Raw genomic sequence first — 19,713 nt, 5'->3', positions numbered from 1 at the left:
CGTGGGCCAGCGCCCAGTCGGAGGCCCTGGACATGCGGTGACGCGGGGGCGTTCCGGCGCGCGTCGGATGGAAGTCCTGCGTCATGTCGGGCAAGGCTAGACACGGAAGGGAAGGGGCGAATCCGTCATGTGACGGGGCACTTCCCTCGTGCCCGTGCCCGCCGTCAGAGGCACCTCCGCGACCAAGGTGAAACCGCCCTTCCCGTCGGTTCCGGCGGACAGTGAACCGCCCAGTGCACCCGTCCTGGCGGTGAGGTTCGAGAGGCCCTTCCCCGACCCTGGGTCCGAGCCCGTGAACGACGGTGGGATGACTCCGTCGTTGTGCACCGTGAGCCGAACCACACCGGCCTGCGCGACGACAGTGACGGCGCAGTGTTCCGGGTGGGCGTGCCGCAGGACGTTGGTGACGGATTCGCGGAGCACGGCCGCCAGGACACCGTCCACGGGCGAGGACGGCGGCAGGTCCGTCTCGTCGGGGAGGGCCACGTGGACGTCGGCGCCCGCGGCCGCCAGTGCGGCGCGCGCCGACACGGCCTCGTCCCGCAGCGACAGGGCCCGGTCGTCCGCGGCGACCGCATGGGCCTCCGCCCGCGACCGTTCCGCGAGATCGGCCAGTTCGCCCAGCTCCTCGGCGGCCCGCACCGGGTCGGCGCTGACCAGCCGCCGCGCCAGCTCCGCCTTCACCGTGATCGTCGACAGACCGAGGCCCAGCAGGTCGTGGACGTCGCGGGAGATCCGGAGCCGCTCGTGCAGCGCCGCCATGCGCGCCAGCCGCTCCCGGGCGACATCGACCTCCCGGGCGAGCATCGGCAGCCGGTACAGCGCGTACACGACCACGCCGATCTGCACCGAGATCGCGCACGTGTAGACGTAGAAGAGGAGCCCGTGCGACGCCCACAGCGCCGGGACGCACCACGCCGCGATGGTCAGCGCGAACATGATCCACGCGCGTCGTCCTCGCGACACCAGCAGCACCGACCCGGTCGCGAGGCACGCCATGGTCGCCCACTCCGGGCCGAACAGCGCGAACGGCACGAACACGAGGAGGACCTGCGCGGCGAGCGTCCACGCGCCGAAGCGCGGCGTCTTGCGGCGCAGCAGGGCCGAGGTGTGCCGGAGCATCAGCGCGGAGATCGCGGCGGCCACCGCCACGGCCGCCGCCGTCGCCCGCCAGGACCCGCCGGACCCGGAGTGGACGTTCATGACCTGCTCGCCCGCGAAGCCCACGGTCATGATGACGAGGATCGTCCAGGCGAGGCGGGACTGCGTCACCCGGCCGGGACGTTCCCGGCGGCGGGACGGGCCCTGCAACGCGCCGACGATCGACCGGACGTCCGTGGCGGCCTGCCGCGACGTCCGGGCCACCTCATCGAGGTCGTCGCGCGCCGCCGCCGGGTCGACCGGCAGCAGGTCGCGGGCGCGGCGGCTCAGTTCCTCCACGCGGGTGAGGGCCGCGCCGAGCACCGCCCGAAGGCTGCCCGCCGCCTCCAGCCTTTCGCGTGCCGCCGCGGCCGCCGCGAACTGCGCGCGTGTCGCGTGCAGCTCCCGGACGAACCCCGACAGCCGTGTGATCGCGTACATGGCGATGCCGGTGTTCACCGTCGCCACCACGCAGAACGTCACGTCGACCGCCGACCAGCCCTGGTAGTACCGCAGCAGCCCCTCACCGGCCGTGACGAGCGCCACCATGAACCAGGACAGCGGTGGACGCAGCAGCAGGAGCATCGACCCGGCGAGGAACCCGCCGACGACCGGGTACCAGTCGTTGCCGAACACCAGCAGCGGCAGCAGCGCCAGCGCCGTCTGCGTCGCCAGATGCGTCACGATCACCCATCGGCGTGGGCGCTGCGACCGCGGCCCGTACAGGACCAGCAGCCACTGCACGGCGAAGATGCCGAAGATCACGACGGTGGCGGACAGCAGCATGTGGGACGGCCCGGTCTCCGCCTGTTTCACCAGCCTCGTCTGGAGCATCAGGACGAGGTACATCCCGGTGATCGTGCGTGCGAAAAGGGGCGTACGACCCGCGCGGCCGCCTGGCCCCGCCGGTTCGTCCCGCCGCCATCCGGGTCTTGCTGGTCGTGCCCTGGTCACGCTTTGATCACCGGCTCCTCAACGCCGCCCCATCGGATGATGAAACGCCGGAGCCGGATGAGCAAGGGAACTAAGCGCGTGAATATTTTCACGGCGCCAGTTTTGTGGCGTGCGGGTCAGGCGGGAACGTGGCGGTGTAGCTCGGCCCGTGAGGCCACTCCGAGCTTCGGAAACGCCTTGTAGAGGTGGTAGGCGACCGTGCGGTGGCTGAGCCGGAGCTGCGCCGCGATCTGCCGGTTCGTCGCCCCGGTCATCGCCAGCCGGACCACCTGCATCTCCTGCGCGGTCAACCGTCCGGGGAGGTCGTCGCCGTCCGCGCGGACGGCCTGCCCCGCGGCCCGCAGCTCGCCGCGCGCCCGCTCCGCCCACGGCACCGCGCCGAGCCGTTCGAAGACGTCCAGCGCGGCGCGCAGCCGCGCCCTGGCCTGCGCGCGGCGCCTCGACCGGCGCAGCCACTCCCCGTACAGCAGTTCCGTGCGGGCGCGTTCGAACGGCCGTCCGCCCTTGCGGTGGGACGCGAGCGCGAGCGTGAAGTGCCGTTCCGCCTCGTCGGGTTCGGTGGTGAGCAGGGCCCGGCACCGGGACGCGACCGCGTCGGCCCACGGCTGCCCGGCGTCGCGGGCGAACTCCTCCAACCGGGCCATCGCCTCGGCGGCGCCGTCCGAACGGCCCGCCGCGACCACGGCCTCCACGGTGTCGGCGGCCGTGGCGAGGCGCGCGCTGTCCTGGAGGTGCTCCAACGCGTCCTCGGGACGGCCGAGCCCGAGCGCGAGCAGCCCGAGCGCGTCACCGACCGGCCCGTCGGCGGCGAGCGCACGACAGCGGACCTCGTCGCCCTCGATCGCCGCCTGCCGCGCCTGGACCGACCGCAGCGCGGCGGCCTGCCTGCGCTGACCCGTCTCGGTGGCGACCTCCAGGGCCTCCCGGACGAGGGCGCGGGCCTCGTCGTGCTCGCCGCACAACAACCGTGACCACGCCTGGACGACCAGCCCGCGCGGGACGAGGCCGAGCAGCCCCCGGCGGCGGCACCGGGCCACGAGGTGCGCGGACATCTCGGCGGCGGCCGTGTCGTCACCTGTCTGGAGGGCGATCTCGGCGGCGAGCAGCCGCAGCCGCTCGTCCGGCCCGTCCGTCTCTCGTTCGGCGGTCGCGAGGACGCGCCGGGCGGCCGTGACGTCACCGTCGAGCAGCGCCGACAACGCCCGGACCAGCGCGTTCGGTTGTTCGCAGCTCGCGAGCCCTTCTCGTGCCTTGACGGCGGTGTCCCGGTCTCCGCACGACCACGCGTGGAACACGGCCTCTTCGAGCAGCCGCGCGCGGATCTCCGGATCGTCGTAGGCGCGGGCCCGCTCCAGCAACAGCCGACCGGCGGCCTCCGGGACACCATGCTCCAGCTCGACGCCCGCCCGCACGATGTCGACCCGGGCCGCGGTGTCGTCCGCGTCGCCCGTGCGGGCCGCCTCGTCGGCGAGCGTCCTGGCGGGGGAGAGCCGTCCGGCGGCGAGTTCCGCCTCGGCGGCGGCGACGAGCCGGCGGGCGCGGACCTCCGGGTCACCGGCGAGGCGGGCGGCGCGCTCGTAGGCGAACGCCGCGACGGACGGCCCCGACCGGACCAGGATGTCGTCGGCGGCGGACTCCAGTTCGGTGCCGACCGTCTCGTCCGTGCCGAGCGCGGCGGCGGCGAGATGCCGGACCCGCAGGTCGGCGTCCCCGGCCCGAGCGTGCGCCTCGGCGAGCGCCCGGTGCACGGCGATCCGCCGCGTGACCGGAACGCCCTGGTACGCGGCGGCCCGCGCCAGCGGATGCCGGAACCCGATGGCGGTGCGGGTCACGACGAGCAGGCCGGTCTCCTCCGCGGCCTCCAACGCGTCCAGCGGCAGCCCGAGCCCCCGGGCGGCCTGGACGACCACGCCCGGTTCGGCGGTGCCGTCCGCGGCGGCGACGGCCAGCAACAGCCGCACCTGTTCGGGCAGCTCACGGACGGTGCGCGCGAACTCCTCGGGGACGCGGGCGAGCCGTCCCGACCCGGCGGCGGCGAACTCGACGAGCGCGAGCGGATTGCCGCACGCCTGTTCGACCAGCCGGTCGATCCGGTCGGCGGGCAGGTCGGGGGCGCGGTTCTCCATGAGAAGCCGCGCGTCGTCCGTGTCGAGGCCGGTCAGGTGCAGTTCCGGCAGCCCGGTGCGCGGTCGGGCGTCGTCGTCCCGGGCGGCGATGAGGAAGACCACGCCACGCGAGGCGACGCGGCGGGCGGCGAACAGCAGGGCGTCAGCCGATTCACGGTCGAGCCACTGCGCGTCGTCGATGAGGCACAGCAGCGGCTTGTCGGCGGCCGATCCGTCGAGGAGGTTCAGCAGGGCCAGGCCGGTGAGGAGCCGGCCCGAGGAGTCCGGTCGGGTCAGGCCGAGCGCGGCCCGTAGAGCCTCTGCTTGTGGGGTGGGCAGGGCCGCGAGGTGGTCGGCCCGGTCGTTGAGGAGAAGGTGCAGGGCCGCGAACGGGACGTCGCTCTCCGCCTCGATGCCGCTTCCACGGAGGACGTCCATATCGCCGGTCGGCCCCGCCGCCCGTGTCTCGGCGTGGTCGAGCAGCGTGGTCTTGCCGATTCCGGCGTCACCCCGAAGGACGAGCGCGCCGCCGCCCGCGCCCGACCGGGCACGGTCGAGCAGCCGGTCGATCTCGGCGAGTTCGGCCGAGCGCCCGTACAGAGGTTCCCCCACCATGCTACGGAGGGTTTCATCGGGCGTTCTGCCTGGCCAGTGCGGTGCGCACCGATCCGTATGTGAATCGCCCGGGGGTCGGACCATGTATTTCTCATACCGGTCTCAAACCGGGATCCAGGTCACAGCCACCCGAACTCGCCCGCGATGCGAACGGCGTCGATGCGGTTGCGGGCGTTGAGCTTGGCGATGCAGCTCGCCAAATAGTTGCGGACGGTCCCGACCGTCAGGTTGAGGACGATCGCGATGTCGTCCACGTCGGCGCCCTCCGCCGCCAGCCGCAGAACCTGCGCCTCCCGGGGCGTCAGCGGGCTCTCCGGCTGGCGCAGCGCCACCAGCGCGAGCTGCGGATCGACGACCTGTTCGCCCGCCGCGACCTGCCGGATCGCGGCGGCCAACTCGGCGGGCGGCACGTCCTTGAGGACGAAGCCGTGCACGTGGGCGTCCAACGCGCGTCGCAGATCGCCGGGACGTCCGAGGCCCGTCAGCATGAGCACACGGCACTCCGGCAGCCGTTCGTGCAGCTCGGCGGCGGCGGTGACACCGTCCATGCCGGGCAGGTCGACGTCCAGCACGGCGACGTCGGGACGGTGCCGCAGCGCCGCCCGGACGATCGCGTCACCGCTGCCGACCTCCGCCACGACCTCCAGATCGGGTTCCAGATCCAGCAGACCGGTCAGCGCACCCCGCAACAGCGCCACGTCCTCGGCCAGCAGGATCCGGATGGTCGTGCCCTCCTGGCGGGGCGACTCCCCATGCCCCCCGGACGCGACGTTCACCGGCGCCCGCGCGGACTCACCGTCCAGGCCCGTCATGAATGATCACGTCCTTCGGGATCGCCCGTCGGCGGCTCCCGCCGCTCGCGGAAGACCGCCCTGATGAACAGTTCGGTGTGTCGAAGCGCCCTGTCGCGTGCCGCCCGCCGATCCTCGGGGGTGGCGTCGGCGTGCAACCACAGTAGCCGGGCCTGGCCGATCGGCCCGAACAGCGCCCAGGCCAGGTCGATGGGACCGCCCAGGTCGGCGGGGATACGACCGGCGTCGATCCAGTTCTGGAACAGCGTCGCGGTCTCGCCCATGGACCGCATGATGGTGTCGCCCATGGCGGCGCTGTGGACGAGCCCGTCCCGCACCATCAGGCTGATGAAGAGCCGTCCGCTCGGCGAGTCCCACGCGTCCAGGATGTGCGTCACCAGCGCGCGGAGGTAGGCGGCGGGGTCACGGTCGGCGAGCGCGGGATCGAGGCTCTCCAGCCCGGTGACCAGGCCCTGCGGCCCGAGCCTGGCCACGGCCGCGTCGAAGATGTCCTGCTTGCTCGCGAAATGCGCGTACAGGACGCTCTCGCTCAACCCGACCTCGCGGGCGATCGCGCGGATCGAGGTGCCCGTGTACCCCTTCTGCGCGAAGAGCCGCAGCGCCGCCTCGACGAGTTCGGCCTTGGTGTCCCCGGCCTCTTTCTTGGGCGGACGTCCCGGACGCCGCCGCATCGACCCATCGGGCTTCAGTGGCACCTTCTCCTACCTCCTCGTTCTCTGGAAGAAGCCTGACGGACAGGTCCACCGGACGTTCCGGTGGACCTGTCCTCGCGCTTCGCGTCATCGTCCGGCTTCACGCGCCGACGGCGGGTTCCGTCGTGGCCGCCGCCGCCCGCTCCCGCGCCTTCTTCGGCACCAGGACCAGGGCGAGCCCGGCCGCGACCCAGAGCGCCAGCACGAGCAGCGGTCCGCCGATCGCGTTGCCGTCGAAGTAGACGGTGTTGCGCACCGCGTCGACGGCGGCCGCCACCGGAAGCCATTCACCGACCGTCGCGTACCACTGGGGGATGAACTGCGCTCCGATCGGGCCTCCGCTCGCCGGGACGCCGATCGGGATGAACAGCAGCGCGGTCAGGCCCACGGCGGGCGGTCCGGCGACGCGCCACGCGCCCGCCGCGAACGACGCGACCGCGAACACCAGCAGGCCGGCGAGGGCCCACAGCTCCAGCGGCGCTCCCGTGAGCGCACCGGTCAGCCCGGCGGCGACCCAGGCGTTCACCCCGCCGAGCGCGACGGACCCGGCGGCCAGCAGCCCGAGACGCCGTCCGGCACCCGCCCGCGGCGCGACGACCGCGAGCAGCACCGCGAGGATCACGGCCGGGATGACCGTCGTGATCACGAAGAAGATGGCGGACACCCCGTTATTGTCGCCGTCCGGCAGCGGACGGACGTCCTTGACCGTGACCGGCTGCCCGGTGGCCTGGCCGACGCCCTGGAACGCCGCCGTCACCGCGTTCTGCACGGTCCGTCCGTTCGCGCCCGCGACGATCAACGTCGCACCGCCCTTACCGGGCGCGCCGGGCGCGCCGGGCGCGCCGGGGACGAAGACCGCGTCGACTTCGCGTTCCAGTAGCGCGTTTTGTGCCTTGCGTTGGTCGCCGTACGCCGTGAGGTCGAACGCGCCCTCGGCCTTCCGCTCCATCATCGCGCCGAGCCGGTCCACGGCGGGCTGCGGCGCGACCACGGCGACGGGCACCTTGTGCGGCTCCAGGTGGTGCAGGGCCCCGAGGAAGGACCCGGTGAAGATCAGTCCGATCAGCGACACCACCACCAGCACGGCGATGGGCTTGCGCTTGTCGTGTGTCCGCTCGTCTCGCATCACTGCCTCCTTGCTCGATGCCTAAAAAAATAATCGCTCGTTCGATTAATTTCTAGGTGTGCGAGCATGAGGCTGGTCACATGGCGGATGCGAACCCGGGCCGGGCTCCCTAGATTCGGCCTCGCGCACCTGCTTCTCCGGGTGCGCAGAGTCACGGGAGGCTGCGTGTTCTACGGTGTCTTGGCCCACACGGTCGGGCCCCTGCTCCGCCTGGCGTTGCGCCCGCGGGTGGAGGGCAGGGAGAACATCCCGGCCGACGGGCCGTTCATCCTCGCGAGCAACCACCTGTCGATGGTCGACAGCTTCGTCCTGTCCCCCGTCATCCCCCGCCGACTGTGGTGGCTCGCGCGGTCGGAGTACTTCGAGCTGCCCGGCATCGGTGGACGCCTCATCCGGCATGGCATGCTCGCGCTGGGGAACGTCCCGATCAGGCGCGGCCCCACCCGCGCCGCCGTCCGGGCCCTCGGCCGGATGGTCGATGTCCTCGACGCGGGCGGCGGCGTCGCGATCTACCCGGAGGGGAGCCGCTCCCCGGACGGGCGCCTCTACCTCGGCCGCCGGGGCGTCGCCTGGCTGGCCCTCAAGTCCGGCGCGAAGGTCGTGCCCGTCGCGCTCGGCGGAAGCGACCAGATCATTCCGCTCGGGACGTGGCGGCCACGGCTCTCCGTCCGTCCCACCGTCCGCTTCGGCGAGCCGATGGACTTCTCCCGCTACCAGGACCTGCCGCCGGGCCGCGCCCGCCGCGTCATCACCGACGAGGTCATGGACGCCATCCGCAAGCTGTCCGACCAGGAGTGGGCGGGCACCCTGAACCCGAGGGCCGACGACGAGTGAAGGCCGCCCTCAGCCGAGCACGTGCTCGGTGAGGAGCCGCTCGAACTCCTTCTCGAAACGCGCGTACTCGGCGCGCAGACCCGGGCCCGGCCAGTCGGACGGCAGCAGGTCGGGCGGGAGGATCGGGTCGTCCACGAGATGGCGGAGGACGGCGGCGGCGAGCGTGAAACGTTCCGCCATCCCCGTCGTCTCGGTCAGGGCGGTCTGGAGGGCTCGGGCCTTGGCCGTCCAGGCGTCCAGGTCCCAGAGTTCGGCGGCGAGCGCTGCGGGATCGCCCTCGGGACGTCCCCGCAGGAACGTGCACTGCCGGACGACGATGTCGGGCCGGTCGTCCGTGACACCCCGGGCCTCCGCGTTGCCCGGGTCCGCCCGGTGCCGGTTCAGGTTGGCCGGACGCAGCCAGGTGCCCTCGCGGAGTTCGGCGAGCCGCAGCGCCGACATGGCCTGCCGGAGCGCGGCGCGCTCGGCGGCGGAACGGCGCTCGGCGGTGATGACGGCGATCTCCCAGGTGCCGTCCCAGGGAAGGGCCCGGGGGAGGCGGCTCTCGTCCTGGCGGGCCTGCCGTTCGAGGAGCCGCTCGGTCAGCGCGTAGCCGCCGCCGCCCTGCACCAGGTCGCCGGAGTTCACCATGCGGGAGAGCGCGACCCGGACCGTTCCCTCGGCGACACCGAACATCTCGCCGACGCGGACCAGATACCGGGCGGGCAACCGGGGCGGATGGACGCCCAACAACGTGCTCAGGACGATCGAGCGGGCGGTGAGCGGACGAATCTCCAGACTGCTTTCCATAGCTGGTCGAGACCTTAATCCCGGCGGGCGGAGACCCTCTCCAGATTACAACCTTCCGCCATGCGATGATGAGGCGTAATGTCCAGGCTATGGCGTCGAACCGATCCGACCATCTGATCGAGCCGTTCGACCGGCTCCCGTTCAGCGACGCGGGGAAGGCCCGCCGATACGCCACCCAGCGCTACCCCGGCGCCGTGGGCCTCAACTGGTACGAGTGCGATCCCACGCTGCAATTCCTGATGCGCCGCCATCTCGGTCCCGGGTTAGGTTGGGCCGAGCCGCGGCTGCGCGAGCTCGGCGCGCTGATCGGCGGCCCGATCGCCGAACGGGCCGAGGAGACCGACCGGAACCCGCCGAGGCTGGAGAAGTACGACCGGTGGGGCCACGACATCAGCCGGATCGTCAACCCGCCGTCGTTCGAGGCCGCCAAGCGCGACCTCGTCGCCGCGTCCTTCACCCGCCCCGCCTTCGTCGCCGAGGCGCGGGAGAACGGCGTCGACCCCGCCCCGCTGGGCCTGGCCTGGGGCTACCTGCTGAACCAGGCCGACATCGGTATGACGTGCGCGCTCGGCACCGGCGGCGACATGATCATGACGCTGACCGAGATGTTCGCGCCCGACGACGTCAAGGCGCGGGTACGGGAACTGCTCGCCGACGGGGCGAAGGGCGGGGAGGCGGCGCAGCTGCTCACCGAACGCGCGGGCGGCTCCGACCTCGGCGCCCTGGAGTCGACCGCGTGCAGGGACGGCGACGCATGGCGGCTCGACGGGTTCAAATGGTTCGCGTCCAACGCGGGCGGTTCGGCGTTCGTGGTGCTGGCCAAACCCGTGGGCGCCGTCGACGGGGTCCGGGGCGTCGCGCCGTTCCTCGTCCTGAAGGAGCGGCGGGACGGGACGCGCAACGGCATCCGGATCCGGCGACTGAAGGACAAACTCGGCACCCGGTCCGTGGCGTCCGCCGAGGTCGAGTTCACCGGCGCCGAGGCGTTCCTCCTCGCCCCGCAGGGCACGACCGGGGACGGCAGGGGAATGGCCCGCATGATGGAGCTGACGAACGGCGCGCGCCTCGCCATCGCGACGATGGGCCTCGGATGCGCGCGGCGGTCCCTGGTCGAGTCGCTCTGCTACACGCGGGCGCGGGAGGCGTTCGGCGCTCCGCTCGCCGAACAGCCGCTGATGCGGAGGAAACTCGCCGAACTGATCGTGGAGACCGAGGCCGTGCAGGCGCTCGTGTTCGACGGGCACCTCGGCCGTCCGGCGCTGCGGATCGCCGCCGCGTTGATCAAACTGCGGGCGGCCCGGCTCGGCGTCACCGCCGCGAGCGACGCCGTCGAGATCCACGGCGGGAACGGCTACATCGAACAGTGGCCGGTCGCGCGGATCCTCCGGGACGCGCAGGTCAACCCCATCTGGGAGGGCGGCGACAACATCCTCTGCCTGGACGTCCGCCGCGCCGTCGAACGGCATGACGCGCACGAACCGTTCCTCGACCGGCTCAGGGAGGCCGTCCGGCACGCCCCCGATGGAGACGACGCCACCGCCGATCTCGTCCACGAACGCATCGGTCACCTCCGGCAGGCCATAGAAAGATGGCGGGGGCTCGACAGGACCGTCGCCGAGGCGAGGCTCTACCCGCTGGCCCAGTTCATGGCAGATGTATATGCGGCGGCGCTGCTTCTGGAACAGGCGGGTTGGGAACGCGCCGACACCGGCACGTACCGCAAGGCGCTCGTCGCCCGGCTCTACGCTCGAAGTCATCTCGCCGACGCCGGTCCGCTCCGCGCGATCGACGCACCGGCCGAGGAGCTCGACCGCTTTAAGGACCTGGCCGACGGCGCGTTGATCGACGACCGCCGGTGACCGACCCGACGGAGGAGCCGAACGCATGACATCGACCCTGGAGGAGGCCGGGCTCGCGCTCGCGGACCCCAAGACCTACGCCGACGACGACCGGCTGCACGAGGCGCTCGCCTTACTGCGCCGCGAGTCGCCCGTGCATCGGGTCGAGGCCCCCGACTACACCCCCTTCTGGGCCGTCACGAAACATGACGACGTCATGGAGGTCGAACGCAACCACGACCTGTTTCTGAACGCGCCGCGCCCGGTGCTCGCCACCGCCGAACTCGACCAGATGAACCGCGAGCGCGCCAAGCAGGGCATCGGCCTGCGCACCCTCGTCCATATGGACGACCCCGACCACCGGGTGTTCCGCGCGATCGGCGCCGACTGGTTCCGGCCACGGGCGATGCGGGCGCTGGAACCCCGCGTCCGGGAACTCGCGCGACGCTACGTCGACCGGATGGTCGAACTCGACGGCGAATGCGACTTCGCGCAGGAGATCGCCGTCCACTTCCCGCTCTATGTGATCCTCTCGCTGCTCGGGCTGCCCGAGAGCGACTTCGACCGGATGCTGAAGCTCACCCAGGAGCTGTTCGGCGGCGATGACGACGATTTCCAGCGCGGCACGTCGAAGGAGGAGAAACTCCAGGTCCTGCTCGACTTCTTCGCCTACTTCCAGGGCCTGACGCAGGCGCGCCGCACCCGACCGACCGACGACCTGGCGTCCGCCATCGCCAACGCCCGCATCGACGGGGAACCGCTGAACGACTTCGACACCGCGTCCTATTACGTCATCGTCGCGACGGCCGGGCACGACACCACCAGCGCCACGATCGCCGGTGGCCTGCACGCCCTGATCGAGCACCCCGACCAGCTCGACCGGCTCCGCGCGAACCCGGACCTGATGCCGCTCGCGGTCGACGAGATGATCCGCTGGGTCACGCCGGTGAAGGAGTTCATGCGCACCGCCACCCGGGACTACGAACTGCACGGTGTGACGATCCGGAAGGGCGAGTCGCTGCTGCTGTCGTATCCGTCCGCGAACCGGGACGAGGACGTCTTCGACGCTCCGTTCCGGTTCGACGTGGGACGTGACCCGAACAAGCACCTGGCGTTCGGGTTCGGGGTCCACTACTGCCTGGGCGCGGCGTTGGCCCGCATCGAGGTTCGCGCGTTCTTCGAGGAACTGTTGCCGCGCCTCAGGTCGATCGAGCTGGCGGGGCCGCCGGAGAGCATCGCGACCACGTTCGTGGGCGGTCTCAAGCGCCTTCCCGTTCGCTACAGCCTCAGCTAACGGACGCGGTGGAGGAGTTCGTCACCTCGTCCGAGGCGGCGGCAGTTCTCCACCGCGACCGCGAAATACCTGTCCCAGGTCTCGCGGGTCAGCCACGCCACATGCGGCATGACGACGACGTTGTCGAGCCCGAGCAGCGGGTTGCCCTTGTCGATCGGTTCCTGCTCGAAGACGTCCAGCCCGGCACCGGCGAGCCGTCCCGACGTCAACGCCGCGACCAACGCGGCCTCGTCGATCACGGCCCCGCGTGCGGTGTTCACGACGATCGCGCCGTCCGGCAGCAGTGCGAGCCGCTCCGCGTCCAGCAGATGGTGGGTCTCGTCGGTCAGCGGGACGTGCACCGACACGATGTCGCTGGACCTCAGCAGCTCGTCCAACTCCCGCCAGGCCGGGTCACCGGGACGGGGCCGCCGCGACGTGTAAAGGACGCGGGCGCCGATCGCCTCGACCATGCCGCGCAACAGGCCCGCGATCTCGCCGCCGCCGAGGAGCCCGACGGTCCGTCCGGCGAGTTCCCCGCCCACAAGCGCCCGGTCGGCGGGCCACCCCTCACCTCGCCGCGTCCGCGCGTCGAACGGCACGACCCTCCGCAGCACGGCCAGCATGAGCAGCAGACTCGTCTCCGCGACGGCCTGCGCGTTCTGGCCCGGCATGTTCGCCACGGCGATCCCGCGTTCGGCGGCGGCGTCCAGGTCGATCGTGTTGACGCCCGTTCCGAGCTTCTGGATGAGCCGCAGCTTCGGCGCCCGGTCCATGTCCTCAGCGGTGAACGGACGCAGCACGTGCCAGAGCACCTCGGTGTCCGGCAGCAGTTCCGCGAACCGCTCGTCGTCCTGCTCGGAGCAGCTCACGATGTCGAGGCCGGACGCCTCGTGGTCCATGTCGTAGTGCAGCAACACCCGCATACCGGCCCCTTTCCACCATCGCCCCATGTGCAGATCATGACGCATCCACGGGCCGCCCCGATCCGGCGCGACGCTCAGTCTCCACCGGACGACGCGCCGCACCGGAATTCGGACCGCTTTCCGCGAAACTACGATGACCGCTCCCGGTCAATTTATGTCATAAGCAATTAATATACCCGCCGACGATGCCTTATAGACCTAGGCCACGATCACTCGTCGTCCCGAGTCGGGAGACCGGGATACCGTCAACGAATTTCCCGTGGGTCCGTTTGCGGCCACCATCTTGCAACCGAAAACAAGCGCGGCGGAAATAAAGGTGGCGTCGGCGACCGATCGGCGCCGAAAGGAACGATCCAATGCGCATCCGACCGATCATTGGAACGCTGACCCTGCTCGGAGTGGCCCTCAGCCCGGTCGCCGCGGCGGGTCCGGCCCACGCCGACCCCTTGACCTGCCGCGACCAGAAATCCGGGCTGAACCTGACCGTCACCAAGCCGGGCACCCCCGAAGCCGACGCGCTCCTGCTGATCCAGACCGACGTCAGTTCCGGCCTGGGCGGCGACGACTGGTTCTTCCACGACGCCGTCGAGGACAGCCCGTTCGCCTCCGACGCCGTGATCTGCGGTGACGCGGGCAGTGACTCCATCGGCTTCATCAACTCCCCGGCCAGGGGCGCGCTCTCCGTCCTGGGCGGCGACGACGGCGACTCCATCCGGGGCGGTGGGAACAACGACATCCTCAACGGGAACAAGGGCACCGACACCATCTGGGGCCTCGACGGCAACGACCGCATCCTCGGCGAAGGCGGCGTCGACACCCTCCATGGCGGAATGGGCGACGACGACATCCGGGGCGGCGACGACAACGACAACCTCTTCGGCAACGAAGGCGACGACACGATCAACGGCGACAACGGCTGGGACCTGATCGACGGCGGGCCCGGCCATGACACCTGCTACGGCGAAGTCACCATCAACTGCGAGTTCCCCCCGTCCGCCGTCCGGCCGAAGAAGAACTGACGACACGGTCGGAATCAGGGCGCTGTCCCGGCGTCGGCACCCCACTCCCACAGCGCCTGGAGGACCGGGCCCAGCCGGCGACCGCGCGCGGTCAACGCGTAGTGCGTGCGCGGCGGCCAGCCCGGTTCGCGTCGCCGGTCGAGCACCCCGCAGTTCACGAGATGCGTCAGCCGATCGGTCAACACCTTGTCCGACAGCGTGGGCAGCGCCCGCCGTAGTTCGGTGTACGAACGGTCGCCGCGCAGCAGTTCACGGACCACCAGGGTCGTCCACCGTCCACGAAGCGCGTCCAGGGTGATCTCGACCGGACAGGACGGACTCGGCTCGTCGACGAGCGCCCGCGGATCGTCGGGCAGCCCCGGACGGTCGACCGTTTGCTGAGTCACGAGCGCCTCCTAGCGTTCCCGGCATCCCCTCTGTCTACCCGAAGAAACGACGAAGCGCCCACCGGAGTTCGCGGAACGCTTTTTATCTGCCGTCACTTCACCGAGGCCTGGAAATGGAGCGGATGGGCTCGGTGTGACAAATCGGGTCGCCCCGGGCAGCGAACCGTTTGGTGAGTCACGAAGGCGCCTTCTAACGTCCTGGGCATGGATCATTTGTCCACCGGAAGGACGACGATGCGCCCGCTGGCCGACCGCCCCGAAGACGTACCCCTGGCGTTCGCGGAGCGCTTCAACAGCGGCGACGCGATCGCGCTCGCCGAGATGTACGAGGACGACGCCGTGTTCGTCCCCGAACCGGGCAAACCCCTCGCGGGCGCGGACGGCCTCGCCGCCAACGTCTCCTTCATGGCACTCGGCGTGCCGATCACGGTGCGGCCCCGCCACGCCTTCACCGTCGGGGACGTCACGCTACTGATCGTCGACTGGGTGATCGACGGCACGGACCGCACCGGCCGTCCCGTCCATATCGAGGGAACCGCCACCGACGTCGCCCGCCGTGGCCTCGACGGCCACTGGCGTTACGTGATCGACAACCCGTTCGGTTGCGCGCTGTCCGCACCCGCCGTCTAGAGGTCTTCCCGGTCCGAACCGACGCGGCTACTCTGCTACTGGCGTCCATGCCGGTTTTGTGCCATGCGCCCTGGGAGAGTCCCCTCCGGGACTTGTGTTTGGCGCTGCACCGGCTCCTCAGTACCCCCGTCTGCCGAGGAGTCCCGTGAATCCCCAGCACAAACGTGTGTCATTTATGCACAAGCGATGGTCGGCGGCCGTGACCGTCCTGGCCACGTCCGCCGCGGCGCTCCTGCTGTCGGCCCTCGCGCTGGTCGTGTTGTCCGCGCCGTCGTCCGCTCAGCCGTCCCTGGTCGCCTGTTCGTTCCCCGCGTGGGCCGAGGGTGAGAGCTACACGGCCGGAAGCAAGGTCACCTACAGCGGCCGAGGCTACGAGGCCCGCAGCGCCCACACCGCCTACCGGGGCTCGAACTGGAACCCCGCGTCCACCCCGACGCTCTGGCGCGACCTGGGCGCCTGCGACGACGAGCAGCCGCCCACCACACCTCCCACCACCCCACCCACGGAGGGCGACGCGACCTGCGCGGTGAAGGGCAAGCCCGCCGGTAAGATCCTCCAGGGCTACTGGGAGAACTGGGACGGCGCGTCCAACGGCGTCCACCCGCCGTTCGGCTGGAGCCCGATCGAGAACCCGGTCTTCAAGAACCACGGCTACAACGTCTACAACACCGCGTTCCCCGTGATCCGCTCCGACGGAACCGTCCTCTGGGAGGACGGCATGGACAGCACGGTTAAGGTCGCCACCCCCGAGCAGATGTGCGCGGCCAAGGAGGCCGGTGCCACCATCCTGATGTCGATCGGCGGCGCGACCGCGGGCATCGACCTCAGCTCCAGCTCGGTCGCGGACAAGTTCGTCGAGACGATCGTCCCGATCCTGAAGAAGTACAACTTCGACGGCATCGACATCGACATCGAGACCGGCCTGACCGGCTCCGGCAACATCAACCAGCTGTCGGCGTCGCAGTCCAACCTGATCCGCATCATCGACGGCGTGCTCGCCGCGATGCCGTCCAACTTCGGGCTCACCATGGCGCCCGAGACCGCCTACGTCACGGGCGGCAGCGTCACCTACGGCTCCATCTGGGGCGCCTACCTGCCGATCATCAAGAAGTACGCGGACAACGGTCGCCTGTGGTGGCTGAACATGCAGTACTACAACGGCAGCATGTACGGGTGCCGCGGTGACTCCTACTCCGCCGGGACCGTCGAGGGCTTCGTCAAGCAGACCGAATGCCTGAACGCGGGTCTCGTCATCCAGGGCACCACCATCCGCGTCCCCTACGACAAGCAGGCCCCGGGCCTGCCCGCCCAGCCGGGCGCCGGTGGCGGCTACATGTCGCCGGGCCTGGTCGCCCAGGCGTGGAACAGCTTCAACGGCCAGCTCAAGGGCCTGATGACCTGGTCCATGAACTGGGACGGCTCGAAGAACTGGACGTTCGGCGACAACGTCCGCCGACTCCAGGGCCGTTAACCAGGAAGCACGACGCGGGCCCGGCGGCATCTGCCGCCGGGCCCGTTCGCTTGGACGTTCAGCGTCGGCCACGTGCCTGGATCACACGCCGGTGGTGAGCAGGGTCTTGCCGAACACGGTGCGGCCTTCGATCGCGGCATGCGCGTCCCCGGCCCGCTCCAGCGGAAACGTCTGCCCGATGACCGGCGCGACCACGCCCGCGGCGGCCTCACGCAGCGCCTGCCCGACATAGCGTGTGCGGTCGCGATCGGACAACTGCGCCGCCTCGATACCGGTCACCGAGACACCTCGCTCGTCGGCGACCTGCCGGTCGATGCTCGCGAACCGTCCGCTGGGTGTGCCGTGGGCGGAGAACCGCCCACCGCGTGCGGTGAGGCCGAAGGCCGCTTCCCCCAACCGGCCACCGACATTGTCGAGGACGACGTCGGCACCGTGTTCGCCGAGCGCCGCGTGGGCCTGTTCGACCCAGTCGGGACGATCGGAGTCGACCGATGCGTCCGGACGAAGTCGCGCGACCCACTCCAGCTTCGGACCACGGGCGACCGCGACGACCTTAGCCGCGCGGGCGCGAGCGAGTTGAACGCACAGCACTCCCAGGCCCCCGCTGGCTCCGACCACGAGTACCGCGTCGCGTGGACCGACCTTGGTCGTGTCGAACAGGGCGAGAGCGGTCATCCCGTCATGCAACAGGGCCGCGGCGACCGCGAGGTCAACGCCGTCGGGCACGGTCACCAGCGCTTCGGCGTCGACCACGGCGCGATCGGCGTAACCGCCCTCCCCATTGGTGTGGGCCACCACTCTGCGATCGCGCAGGCTCTCGTCGACTCCCTCGCCGACCTGGAGAACTCGTCCGGCGACCCCGTTTCCGGGCACATATGGCGGGCGCATCGGCCAGAAGCCCTGACCGGCCCCTGAGCGCACCATCGTCTCCAGCCACAGCGTGTCGATCACCTCGACGCCGATCAGGACCTCACCGGAGCCCGGCCCCGGATCGGGTGACTCGACCAGCTCGAACACCTCCGGACCACCGAACCTCGACACCGTCGCCGCACGCACCAAACCCACGCTCCATTCCGCTGCTCTGACAGGCGGCTTCCGCTTTGCCGCGCGTGCTCGCTACGCTAAAAGTTCAACATTTGTTGAAGTCAAGCGTGTGGAGGGTTCGCCATGACCGGTAGCGCCACCGTGCAGCCGCAACTGACGGTCGGGGAACTGGCTCGCGCCAGCGGGGTGGCGCCCTCGGCCGTCCGGTTCTACGAAGCCCATGGCCTGCTCACCAGCGAACGCACCGCCGGCAACCAACGTCGCTTCCGTGAACCGGACGTATGCCGGACCAAGGTCATCCGCGTGGCCCAACGCGTCGGACTGTCCATCGCGGAGATCAAGGCGATCTTCGCCGAGCTTCCTCCCGAACCGGCTCTCGCGGACTGGGAACACCTGACCCGGAGCCTCATAACGGAGGCCGAACAGCGGATACGACAACTGCGGCGTGTTCTCGAAGACATCGCCAGCGGCGAGAAGCTATGCGAACTCCCGTCCGACCGAACTACCTGACGTCGCAGTTTCAGGAACGGAGCGCGAGCGTTCTGTGGAGTTCCGCGATCTCGCCGTGCACTTCCGCGGCCACATTGCCGTGCACCCAGCGTTGGTGGCGGTACAGCAACTCGACTCCGGCGCCGAACAGGGCCAGCACGATCGTGGTGAACAGGGCCACGGCGATGTAGTACCGCGAATGAGCGGGGTCGGCCTTGATGTTGGGGGAGAGCGAGGCGAGGAAGAGGCCCACGGTCGCGGCGGCCCACAGCACACAGATCGTCGCAGTCCTTGGGTACGTCCCGGTCAGCCATATCGGCCTTTTCCGCGTGCTCTGCCGCGCCAGTTCCGCCGCGCCCTCGGCCAGGACGTCGAGGGCCCAACCGACCTTGAGCCGTTGTTCCAGGGTGAGCGGGTCCGGCCAGCCCGCAAGCCGCCTGCGGGTCCGTTCGACACCGCGTCGCAGGGCCGGTGACGTTACCGGTCGCCCCGGCCTCTGTGGCCAGTTCGCCTCCTCGTCCTCTTCTCTCCGCTCGTTACGAAGTAGCGCGATGGCGAACCACGCGAACGCCATGAGGAGTGCGATGACGGTGACGAACGCCGGATACCCGAACCCGGTCGCGGCGAGGACGAGCAAGGAAAGGGACACCACGAGCGTGATTCCGACCGGAAGGGCGAATCGGGAGTTGTAAAGGGCGCTCGATACCGTGTGTAAGACCTGTTCCGCGTCGTTGACGCGGCGGCGGGCCAGACTGATACCGGCCACCGAAATCGGAAAGGCCGACATGAAGAGCGCCGACCACATCGCGGCGGTGAAGGGCCACGGAACCTCGTCCTCCGGCATCGGACGTCCGTACGCGGCGGCGACCAACGGAGGCGCGGTCACGAGCCCGACGCCGAGGGCGCAGCTCAGAATCGTCCACCGCCGCGCCTCGCTCCCGGACGAGACCGTCTCCACGGGTTCCGGCGGACGCCACGACGGTGTGACGCAGTGTTCGAGCCGTCCGACGAGCGCGTCGACATCCTTGGCGAACCGTCCAGCGTGCAACACGTGGGCCTGCCTCAACGCCAGGTCCCGGATCGAGTCGGGCAGTCCGGACGGTTCCGGCACGAGACCGTCGCCGAGCGGCACCGGAATGACGACCTTGCCGAGCCGGAGCGCGGTCGCGATCTCGTACCGGACCCAGTCCGCCTCCCGGTCGATCAACCGGGTTCCGTTCGCGGTGTCGGTGAGCCAGCCGGGATGGATGACGGCGAGCAGGACCTCGCACGCCTCCACCTTGTCCCGAAGCACATCCGGGTAGCGCTCACCGCTCCGAATGGCGCCGCGATCGAGGAACACGGCATTGTCACCGAAATGGCGGCTCAGCCGCGAATAAAGCCCCTCCACGGCGACGAAATGATCACCACTCCGATAGTTGATGAAAATCTCGTACATACCGGGATGGTATCCACTCCCTCTTGCGCCGCCGCCACGAACGCGAGCCCGGTTATGGCCGCTGTCCCGGCCCGCGGCCGGAAGCGGCTTATCTGAACGCGTAGTCGTCTTCGGGGACGGAGTTTCGTGTGG

General features: G+C 70.5%; 17 protein-coding genes. 7 read left to right on the top strand and 10 right to left on the bottom strand.

The genetic code is table 11. The features are described from left to right. Positions 1 to 96: 96 nt before the first annotated feature. The 5 genes from BZB76_RS02425 to BZB76_RS02405 all read right to left on the bottom strand — a co-directional run bounded on the left by BZB76_RS02425 (position 97) and on the right by BZB76_RS02405 (position 7,444). Positions 97 to 1,989 carry a sensor histidine kinase gene (locus tag BZB76_RS02425; protein ID WP_121432644.1) on the bottom strand — a complete coding sequence of 631 codons (1,893 nt, stop codon included), beginning with the start codon at positions 1,987 to 1,989 and terminating at the stop codon, positions 97 to 99. A 221-nt stretch (positions 1,990 to 2,210) separates the two neighbouring features. Then, positions 2,211 to 4,814 carry an AAA family ATPase gene (locus tag BZB76_RS02420; protein ID WP_121432643.1) on the bottom strand — a complete coding sequence of 868 codons (2,604 nt, stop codon included), beginning with the start codon at positions 4,812 to 4,814 and terminating at the stop codon, positions 2,211 to 2,213. 119 nt (positions 4,815 to 4,933) lie between these two features. After that, positions 4,934 to 5,626 carry a response regulator transcription factor gene (locus tag BZB76_RS02415; RefSeq protein ID WP_121432642.1) on the bottom strand — a complete coding sequence of 231 codons (693 nt, stop codon included), beginning with the start codon at positions 5,624 to 5,626 and terminating at the stop codon, positions 4,934 to 4,936. Then, positions 5,623 to 6,321: a TetR/AcrR family transcriptional regulator gene (locus BZB76_RS02410; RefSeq protein ID WP_211342786.1), complete on the bottom strand. Its 699-nt coding sequence runs from the start codon at positions 6,319 to 6,321 to the stop codon at positions 5,623 to 5,625. Before BZB76_RS02410 ends, BZB76_RS02415 begins: the two co-directional genes overlap by 4 nt. Positions 6,322 to 6,418: 97 nt before the next feature. Further along, complete coding sequence (locus tag BZB76_RS02405) at positions 6,419 to 7,444, bottom strand: hypothetical protein (RefSeq protein ID WP_121432640.1); 1,026 nt, start codon at positions 7,442 to 7,444, stop codon at positions 6,419 to 6,421. A gap of 66 nt (positions 7,445 to 7,510) precedes the next feature. Between BZB76_RS02405 and BZB76_RS02400 the strand changes: the two genes are divergently transcribed. Further along, positions 7,511 to 8,278, top strand: coding sequence for a lysophospholipid acyltransferase family protein (locus BZB76_RS02400; RefSeq protein WP_246006712.1), 768 nt, complete (start codon positions 7,511 to 7,513; stop codon positions 8,276 to 8,278). Positions 8,279 to 8,287: 9 nt separating this feature from the next. On the opposite strand, the gene BZB76_RS02395 is transcribed toward BZB76_RS02400, so the two are convergent. Next, complete coding sequence (locus tag BZB76_RS02395) at positions 8,288 to 9,067, bottom strand: PaaX family transcriptional regulator C-terminal domain-containing protein (RefSeq protein ID WP_121432638.1); 780 nt, start codon at positions 9,065 to 9,067, stop codon at positions 8,288 to 8,290. An 89-nt stretch (positions 9,068 to 9,156) separates the two neighbouring features. On the opposite strand from BZB76_RS02395, the gene BZB76_RS02390 reads away from it, so the two are divergent. Then, the gene (locus tag BZB76_RS02390) at positions 9,157 to 10,926 is read left to right on the top strand and encodes an acyl-CoA dehydrogenase family protein (protein ID WP_121432637.1); all 1,770 of its coding nucleotides are present in this window, start codon (positions 9,157 to 9,159) and stop codon (positions 10,924 to 10,926) included. Positions 10,927 to 10,951: 25 nt separating this feature from the next. Next, positions 10,952 to 12,199 carry a cytochrome P450 gene (locus BZB76_RS02385; protein WP_121432636.1) on the top strand — a complete coding sequence of 416 codons (1,248 nt, stop codon included), beginning with the start codon at positions 10,952 to 10,954 and terminating at the stop codon, positions 12,197 to 12,199. Here the strand turns inward: BZB76_RS02385 and BZB76_RS02380 are convergent. Then, on the bottom strand, positions 12,196 to 13,104 hold the full coding sequence (locus BZB76_RS02380) for an NAD(P)-dependent oxidoreductase (protein ID WP_246006711.1): 909 nt from the start codon (positions 13,102 to 13,104) through the stop codon (positions 12,196 to 12,198). The two genes, BZB76_RS02385 and BZB76_RS02380, sit on opposite strands and share 4 nt — an antisense overlap. A gap of 356 nt (positions 13,105 to 13,460) precedes the next feature. Between BZB76_RS02380 and BZB76_RS34520 the strand changes: the two genes are divergently transcribed. Next, positions 13,461 to 14,123: a calcium-binding protein gene (locus tag BZB76_RS34520; protein WP_170180483.1), complete on the top strand. Its 663-nt coding sequence runs from the start codon at positions 13,461 to 13,463 to the stop codon at positions 14,121 to 14,123. Positions 14,124 to 14,137: 14 nt separating this feature from the next. Here the strand turns inward: BZB76_RS34520 and BZB76_RS02365 are convergent, their stop codons facing one another. Continuing rightward, complete coding sequence (locus tag BZB76_RS02365) at positions 14,138 to 14,509, bottom strand: winged helix-turn-helix transcriptional regulator (protein ID WP_121432634.1); 372 nt, start codon at positions 14,507 to 14,509, stop codon at positions 14,138 to 14,140. A 204-nt stretch (positions 14,510 to 14,713) separates the two neighbouring features. On the opposite strand from BZB76_RS02365, the gene BZB76_RS02360 reads away from it, so the two are divergent. After that, positions 14,714 to 15,139, top strand: a complete 426-nt coding sequence (locus tag BZB76_RS02360) for a YybH family protein (RefSeq protein WP_246006710.1) — start codon at positions 14,714 to 14,716, stop codon at positions 15,137 to 15,139. A gap of 175 nt (positions 15,140 to 15,314) precedes the next feature. Then, the gene (locus tag BZB76_RS02355) at positions 15,315 to 16,610 is read left to right on the top strand and encodes a carbohydrate-binding protein (protein ID WP_121432632.1); all 1,296 of its coding nucleotides are present in this window, start codon (positions 15,315 to 15,317) and stop codon (positions 16,608 to 16,610) included. Positions 16,611 to 16,691: 81 nt separating this feature from the next. On the opposite strand, the gene BZB76_RS02350 is transcribed toward BZB76_RS02355, so the two are convergent. After that, entirely contained in the window at positions 16,692 to 17,675 is a 984-nt protein-coding gene (locus BZB76_RS02350; protein WP_246006709.1) for a zinc-binding dehydrogenase, read from the bottom strand. Between the two features lie 102 nt (positions 17,676 to 17,777). On the opposite strand from BZB76_RS02350, the gene BZB76_RS02345 reads away from it, so the two are divergent. Next, positions 17,778 to 18,164 (top strand): MerR family transcriptional regulator, encoded by a 387-nt coding sequence (locus BZB76_RS02345; RefSeq protein WP_121432631.1) that lies wholly within the window; start codon positions 17,778 to 17,780, stop codon positions 18,162 to 18,164. Between the two features lie 10 nt (positions 18,165 to 18,174). On the opposite strand, the gene BZB76_RS02340 is transcribed toward BZB76_RS02345, so the two are convergent. Next, entirely contained in the window at positions 18,175 to 19,581 is a 1,407-nt protein-coding gene (locus BZB76_RS02340) for a toll/interleukin-1 receptor domain-containing protein (RefSeq protein ID WP_121432630.1), read from the bottom strand. Positions 19,582 to 19,713 lie beyond the last annotated feature (132 nt).

Origin of the sequence: Actinomadura pelletieri DSM 43383 (assembly GCF_003634705.1) — a bacterium.
Lineage (GTDB): Bacteria > Actinomycetota > Actinomycetes > Streptosporangiales > Streptosporangiaceae > Spirillospora > Spirillospora pelletieri.
Note: the sequence above shows the minus strand (reverse complement) of the source record. Positions and strands in the feature narration are given on the sequence as shown.